At 64.5% G+C, this 245-nt stretch carries 1 protein-coding gene; it reads right to left on the reverse strand.

What is annotated here, in order from left to right; genetic code table 11:
* Nucleotides 1-208 (reverse strand): beta-ketoacyl-[acyl-carrier-protein] synthase family protein (locus tag AMS65_RS20000; RefSeq protein ID WP_241489280.1); only part of this gene is annotated, 208 nt, incomplete at its 3' end.
* Between the last annotated feature and the right edge of the window lie 37 nt (nt 209-245).

A 245-nucleotide genomic window follows, 5' to 3' on the forward strand; every position in this document is an offset into this window, starting at 1 on the left:
GGTCCACATCCGAAGGTCCGATGCCGGATTGCGCGCGCAGCCGCGCCGCGACATCGACGGAAGCTTCCCGGAAGAAGTCCTGTTTCGTGTAGAACGGACCCAGATCGCCCGAGCCCGCGGATGCGGCGATGTGCACCGGGTGCTTCTTCAGGTCCTTCGCCCGTTCCGCCGTCGTGACGATCATCGCGACGCCGCCGTCGTTGATCATGCAGTAGTCGAAGAGTCGCAGCGGTTCGGCGATGAAG

It is taken from the genome of Leucobacter celer subsp. astrifaciens (assembly GCF_001273835.1).
GTDB classification, from domain to species: domain Bacteria; phylum Actinomycetota; class Actinomycetes; order Actinomycetales; family Microbacteriaceae; genus Leucobacter; species Leucobacter celer.